Raw genomic sequence first — 6782 nt, forward strand, 5'->3', positions numbered from 1 at the left:
CTGATGAAAATTGAAGAGATCCGCCAACTGGCAGGCTGGCTTGGCGATGCCGGGTTGAGCGTCATCGAGTTGAAGCGTGGCGACGAGAGCTTACTGCTGCGGCGTAGCGTGCGAAGCGACGCGGGCGCTTCGCTGCCAGCCTGCACCACAGCTGCGCATGGCGCGCAGCGTCTGGCGGCGGTAGTGAAAGCCAGCGGCCCGGGGGTGTTCTTCGCCACCCATCCGGATGAAGCCGAGCCTTTTGTGCGCAGCGGCGATGAGGTCGATAGCGGTCAACTGGTCGGCATGCTGCAGGTCGGGGCGCTGTTCCTGCCGGTACGCTCCGAGTTCGCCGGGCGGGTTCGCGAAGTGCAGGTGGCGGACGGCCAGGTCGTGGGTTTCGGCCAGACCCTGTTGGAGCTGGAGGAGCTGGCATCGTGAAGATCGATCTGAACGCCGACCTGGGCGAGGGCTTCGGCCCCTGGAAAATGGGCGAGGACGACGCCCTGATGGCGCTGATCTCCTCGGCCAACGTGGCCTGCGGTTTCCACGCCGGCGACCCGCTGATCATGGATGCCACGGTACGCAGCGCCCAGGCACGAGGCATCGATCTCGGCGCCCATGTCGGCTTCCCCGATCTGCAGGGCTTCGGCCGGCGGCGGATGAACGTGGAGGTCCGGGAGTTGTGCTGCATGGTGGTCTACCAGCTCGGTGCGCTTGCCGGCATCGCTGCGGCGGCCGGGCATCGCGTCAGCCACATGAGCCTGCACGGTGCCCTGGGCAATATGGCCGCGGCGGACGCGGACCTGGCGGCGCCGCTGATACGGGCGGTGGCGAGTTTCGATCCGAACATCATCGTCAGTTCATCGACCAGCCAGGCCATCGAGCGCGCAGCGGAGCAATGCGGGCTGCGCGTGGCCACCACGTTTCTCGCCGACCGTGCCTACGACGACGATTGCCTGCTGGTGCCGCGCGGTACGCCCGGCGCGGTGGTCAGCGATCACGGGCAAGTGATGGCCCGCATCAGCCAATTGCTCGAAGACGGCACGGTGACCACCATCACCGGTAAGCGCGTGGCGGTGAACGCACGTTCCATTCTGCTGCACGGCGATACACCGGGTGCGGCCAGCTTCGCACGCAGCATCCGCGACAGCATCGAGCGCCAGGGCGGGGTGATCACCCCGATTACACAACTGCTGGGCGGGTCATAAGCGCAGCTTATTGCCACACAATCATTGCGTCTTGGTCGCCCCGAACGGCAGTGGTTACAGTCCAGTGAAAGGCCATCGCCCCCCATGGTTGGCGATGGCAGATGAGTCAGAGGAACCCGCAATGCCATTTTCCGATTACCAAACCGCGCTGGTCACCGGCGCTTCCTCCGGGATCGGCGCTGCCGTCGTCGAGCGCCTGTGTGCCGAGGGGCTGCAGGTTCATGCCCTGGCCCGTAGCGCCGACAAGCTGGCCGAGCTGGCGCAGCGCACCGGCTGCATCGCCCACGCCATCGACGTCACCGATCTGGCCGGGCTGACTGGGCTGTTCCGCACCCATGTCTTCGACGTGGTGATCAACAACGCCGGGGTCGACCGCCCAGGTTCGCTGCTCAAGGCCGATGCCGAAGGCATCGACCTGCTGGTCGACGTCAACCTGCGTGCGGTATTGCAGATCGCCCGCCTGGCGCTGCCGGGCATGGTCGAGCGCGATCGTGGCCACATCGTCAACATCAGCTCCATCGCCGCCGCCTACAACTTTGCTGGCAATGCCACCTACCACGCGACCAAGGCTGCAGTGAGCATGCTCTCCAAACAGTTGCGGGTGGATGCCTTCGGCAAGCGCGTGCGGGTGACCGAGATCTGTCCGGGGCGCGTCGCCACCGACATCTTCGCCCATGTGCACGGTGACTCCGAAGAGGTGCGCAAGCGCTTCCTGGAAGGCTTTGAACTGCCCGAGGCGAAGGACATCGCCGATGCCATCGCCTTCGCCATCGCCGCCCCCGTGGCCGTGAACATCGGCCACATGGAAATCACCCCGACCCTGCAGGTACCCGGCGGGCTTTCCACCGCACGCCCCGGGGAAATCTGAAAGCGCAGTTTCGTCAGGCTCCATTCCCAGAGCGGCCCAAGCCGCCTGCTTCATCCGCGCCAGCGCAGACTGGCGCCTTGCTCCTGCCCCAAGCTGAAGTCACTGGAACCTGACCATGACGACTGATTTCGATCTTTCCGCGATCCTGCAAGGCGAGTACGCCGAGCTGATCCTGAAGGGCATCGGCATGACGCTGCAGCTGGCGTTCTTCGCCTGGTGCCTGGCCATGGTGCTGGCCCTGGTACTGGTGTCGGTTCGCCTTACCGGCAACCGCTATGCCGAAGGTGCGGTGGCAGCCTATGTGTCCTACCACCGCAACGTGCCTACCCTGGTGCAACTGATGCTGTGGTACTTCGGCATCCCGACTCTGCTGTCGGAATCCACGCAGATCTGGCTGGCCAACTACAGCAGCGAATTTCTCTTCTCGCTGATCGCTCTGGGCCTGTGCCAGGCCGCCTATTTCAGCGAAGACATCCGTGGCGGCCTGCGCGCCATTCCCACGGGGCAGACCGAGGCCGCGCGAGCCATGGGCCTGGGCTACATCCGCTCGATGCGCTATGTGATCCTGCCGCAAGGCATCCGCAACAGCCTGCCGTCGCTGATCAACCACACAGTGCTGCTGTTCAAGAACACCAGCCTGGTCATGGCCATCGGCGTCGTGGAGCTGACCTACGCCACGCGTGAAGTGGAGAACTACACCTTTCGTACCTTCGAGGCCTACCTGGTCGCCACCCTGGTGTATCTGGGGTTCTCCCTGGCCCTCATGGGCCTGGGCGCCTTGCTGGCTCGCCACTTCAACAAAGCGATGGCGAGGTAAGCGGCAGTGTTCGATATCTATACGATCCTGCGGGACAACTGGACGCTGTTCCTGGTTGGCCAGTATCCCCACGGCGCCCTGGGCGGCCTCGCCACCACGCTGATTCTCGCTGCGCTGGCATTGATCCTGGCCTTCCCGCTGGGTGTTCTGATGGCCCTGGCGCGGGTGTCGCCGTGGCGCTGGCTGCGCTACCCGGCCACGGTGTGGGTTTACGTGATGCGCGGCATCCCGCTGCTGATGGTGATCTTCTGGACCTACTTTCTGGTGCCGCTGATCATCGGCCACAACATCACCGGCTTCACCACCATGCTCTGCACCCTGGTGCTGTACCAGAGTGCCTACCTGTGCGAGATCGTGCGTGGTGGCATTCAGGCCCTGCCGCCGGGCCAGTACGAGGCTTCGCGGGCGCTGGGCCTGGGCTACCTGCGCACCACGGCGTGGGTGATCCTGCCGCAGGCGCTGTACAACTCGCTGCCGAGCCTGATCAGCCAGTTCATCTCGATCATCAAGGAGACCTCCCTGGGCTACGTGATCAACGTCCAGGAGGTCACCTTCGCCGCCAACCAGGTCAACAACCAGCTGCTGACCAAGCCGTTCCAGGTGTTCTTCATCCTGGCGATTACCTACTACGCACTCTGCTACGGCCTGACCCGACTGGCTGACGCGGTCGAGCGCCGTATCGCCCGCCAACGCCTGGGCAGCACCGAGCCGGTGGCGAGCAAGCGCCCCGTTCTGACTACCGACAATTGAGGGCTCGCCCATGCATCCGATGATCATGTTTTCCCAGGTCAACAAGTGGTACGGCGAGTACCAGGCGCTGACCAACATCAGTGCCGACGTGAAGCGCGGCGAGGTGGTGGTGCTGTGCGGGCCCTCGGGTTCCGGCAAGTCGACCCTGATTCGCACGGTCAATCGCCTGGAGAGCATCCAGCAAGGCCAGATCCTGTTCGACGGTCACGACGTCAATGGCACCGACGCCAACGTCAACCGCCTGCGCAGCCGGGTGGGTTTCGTGTTCCAGAGCTTCAACCTGTTTCCGCACCTGTCGGTGCTGGACAACATCATCCTGACCCCGACCAAGGTGCGCGGTTTGAAGAGCGCGGAGGCCAAGACGCGGGCCATGCAATTGCTCGACCGCGTCGGCCTCGCGCACAAGGCCGGTGCTTACCCGGCGCAGCTTTCCGGCGGTCAGCAGCAGCGTGTAGCGATCGCCCGGGCGCTGGCAATGGAGCCGCCGGTGATGCTGTTCGACGAGCCCACCAGTGCCCTCGACCCGGAAATGGTCGGTGAGGTGCTCAGCGTCATGAAGGGCCTGGCGAAGGAGGGCATGACCATGATGTGCGTGACCCACGAGATGAACTTCGCTCGCGAGGTGGCCGACACCATCTGGTTCATGGATGCCGGCCAGATCCTGGAGAAGTCCAGGCCCGAGGCGTTCTTCCAGCAGCCCGACCACCCGCGCGCTCGGCGCTTCATTTCCGACCTGCGCAGCCACTGAGGCCGCAGGCCACCACGATCCATTCACCAGTCCAGGAGTAATCCCATGAGCTTGAAGCGTTTGTTGGCTGTATTCGCGCTGTCCCCACTGGCGGTTTCGCTGGCCCAGGCCGATCAGCTGAGTGATGTGATGAGCAAGAAGAGCCTGAGCTGCGGCGTCTATGCCGACGTACCACCGTTCTCCGCGCCGGACCCGAAAACCCGCGAGCTGGTGGGCATGGACGTCGACCTGTGCAAGGCACTGGCCAAGCACCTGGGCGTGGAGCTGGAGCTGAAGCCGCTGTCCGTCGAGGCGCGCATCCCGGAAGTGAAGATGGGCCGCGTCGACGTGATTTTCGCCAACCTGGCCTACACCAAGAGTCGCGCCGAGCAGATCCAGTTCAGCGATCCGTACTACATCGCCAAGGAAACCCTGGTGGTGCGTGCCGCCAATGGCGACAAACCCAAGGAATTCTTCAAGGGCAAGCGCATCAGCTCGACCAAGGGCTCCACCTCCGAGCAATCCATCCGGCTGGCCGATGCCACGCCCGTGACGTTCCAGGACACCGGCTCGGCCTACATGGCCCTTCAGCAGAACAAGGTGGTCGGCCTGGTAACCAATACCATGACCGCCATCAAGCTGGTCGGGCAAGCCAAGCAGAGCGGCATCGAGCTGGCCATCGCCAAGCAGCCCATGGCCCTGGAGCCCGTCGGCGCCGGCATGCGCAAAGGCGAACCGGCCTTCCTCGCCAAGGTCAACGAGACGCTCTACGCGATGGAAGCTGCAGGTGAAATCGACGCCATCTGGGAGCGCTGGATCGGCCCCAGCACCGAGTACAAGATGGTGCGCGAAGACAAGGTGCAGAGCCTGAGCGAACTCAAGTTCGAGCCGCTGCCTTGATGGCGTATACCCCGCGTCCCTGAACATCTGCGGCGGCCCCTTCGGGCCGTCGTTCTTCCCGTGTTCCGCTCCTGCAGATCCTGCGCCTGTGTCGGCACAGGTGATCCACGCAGGCATATCGAGTAGCCTTGCAGGTCTTTTCCGGTTGGGTCGATTGGTAGGAGTCGAGCATTGAGTCACAAGAGCAAAGCGATCTTCTGGGCCTGCACGGGCCTGAGCCTGTTGCTGTCGGTTGTCGCGCTTCGTCTGTTCTCCGTGTGGGCGACCACGCTGCCGCTGGACGTACCTATCCGGCTCGACGAAGGCGCCACCCTGGAATTCCCGGTCAAGGCCCGAACGCTGGAGTTCGATACCCTGGCCGTGGTGTTCTCCACCGATGAGTTGCCGCTGTACACCGTGCGCAAGCTGTCCGGCGGGCCGATCTGGGAAAACCAACAGTGGGTCGAGTACCCGCCCGCGCCCATGGCCCTGGCATGGACGCTGCGTACCCCGGCTGGTGAGCTGGTGTCGGCCGGGCAGGGCGAGGTGGGCCGGGAACTCACCAGCTATGGCAGCAACGAGATCACCCGCGCCGTCTCACACATCCCCGTGGAGCCCGGTGACTACCGCCTCGAAGTGAACGTGCTGACACCCGACGCGCGCTTTGGCGAAGTGGCCACGCGCCTGGTGATGGTGGCCGAGGGCAAGGGCAGAACCTGGCAGTCCAACGTCGCCTGGTGGGGCTCGATCATCTCCGGTGTACTGCTGATCCCGCTGATGGTCATCTGCGGGCTGTTGACCCTCCATCACTTCACCCGCTGGCGGTACGGCGCGCCCGCAGTGGATTGAATGCCGGGCATGGCGGCGTAGCGCGATCACGCAACGGCCAACTGCCGACGCCAGTCGGTAGTCCGCCATGGCCTGGCCCTTCCTGGCCAAGCGTCCTGCAGGCGTTCGCGTAAAGAGCGTCCGCGCTCCCGCGGCACATGCGCCCAGGCAACCTCGGGCGGATTTCCTGGCAGGATTCCGCCAGGCCTGCTGTCGATCTAGCGGTTTCTTGCCAGGAATTCTCCCGGCTTTTTCCATCGAGCCCCACTGGCCGGGCCTCGCTGCGCCTGGCACAGCTTCTGCAACGAGCCCGCCAGCGCATTGCCATGCGTACAAGAATAACGAGATCGAGGAAACATGATGGAAAGCACCAGCACGCTGTCTGCCCCCGCGCCAACGCGCACCACGTCCCAACGCATCAAGTCGATTTTCAGCGGCTCGGTCGGCAACCTCGTCGAATGGTACGACTGGTATGTCTACGCCGCCTTCTCGCTGTACTTCGCCAAGGCCTTCTTCCCCCAGGGCGACATGACCGCGCAGTTGCTCAACACCGCGGCGATCTTCGCCGTGGGCTTCCTGATGCGCCCCATCGGCGGCTGGCTGATGGGCATCTACGCCGACCGCAAGGGCCGCAAGGCCGCGCTGCTGGCTTCGGTGCTGCTGATGTGCTTCGGCTCGCTGATCATCGCCCTGACCCCCAGCTACGAGACCATCGGCGTCGCC

9 protein-coding genes are annotated in these 6782 nt (G+C 64.4%); all 9 read left to right on the forward strand.

Features of this window, described 5'->3' with window-relative positions; genetic code table 11:
* Nucleotides 1-3: 3 nt before the first annotated feature.
* The gene (locus BLR94_RS14890) at nt 4-420 is read left to right on the forward strand and encodes an acetyl-CoA carboxylase biotin carboxyl carrier protein (protein WP_084306839.1); all 417 of its coding nucleotides are present in this window, start codon (nt 4-6) and stop codon (nt 418-420) included.
* Nucleotides 417-1190: a LamB/YcsF family protein gene (locus tag BLR94_RS14895; protein WP_084306841.1), complete on the forward strand. Its 774-nt coding sequence runs from the start codon at nt 417-419 to the stop codon at nt 1188-1190. The genes BLR94_RS14890 and BLR94_RS14895 overlap by 4 nt, the downstream gene beginning before the upstream one ends.
* Nucleotides 1191-1311: 121 nt before the next feature.
* Entirely contained in the window at nt 1312-2058 is a 747-nt protein-coding gene (locus BLR94_RS14900) for an SDR family oxidoreductase (RefSeq protein ID WP_084306843.1), read from the forward strand.
* Nucleotides 2059-2173: 115 nt separating this feature from the next.
* A complete protein-coding gene (locus BLR94_RS14905) occupies nt 2174-2875 on the forward strand; it encodes an amino acid ABC transporter permease (protein ID WP_084306845.1) in 702 nt (233 codons plus the stop codon).
* A 6-nt stretch (nt 2876-2881) separates the two neighbouring features.
* On the forward strand, nt 2882-3625 hold the full coding sequence (locus tag BLR94_RS14910) for an amino acid ABC transporter permease (RefSeq protein WP_084306847.1): 744 nt from the start codon (nt 2882-2884) through the stop codon (nt 3623-3625).
* 19 nt (nt 3626-3644) lie between these two features.
* Nucleotides 3645-4373 carry an amino acid ABC transporter ATP-binding protein gene (locus tag BLR94_RS14915; protein WP_175154237.1) on the forward strand — a complete coding sequence of 243 codons (729 nt, stop codon included), beginning with the start codon at nt 3645-3647 and terminating at the stop codon, nt 4371-4373.
* Between the two features lie 45 nt (nt 4374-4418).
* A complete protein-coding gene (locus BLR94_RS14920) occupies nt 4419-5252 on the forward strand; it encodes an ABC transporter substrate-binding protein (protein ID WP_084306851.1) in 834 nt (277 codons plus the stop codon).
* Nucleotides 5253-5423: 171 nt separating this feature from the next.
* Complete coding sequence (locus BLR94_RS14925) at nt 5424-6080, forward strand: hypothetical protein (protein WP_084306853.1); 657 nt, start codon at nt 5424-5426, stop codon at nt 6078-6080.
* Between the two features lie 339 nt (nt 6081-6419).
* Nucleotides 6420-6782: MFS transporter (locus tag BLR94_RS14930; RefSeq protein WP_139207458.1), on the forward strand; the 363-nt coding region annotated here is incomplete at its 3' end.

Source organism: Phytopseudomonas flavescens, assembly GCF_900100535.1.
Lineage (GTDB): Bacteria > Pseudomonadota > Gammaproteobacteria > Pseudomonadales > Pseudomonadaceae > Aquipseudomonas > Aquipseudomonas flavescens.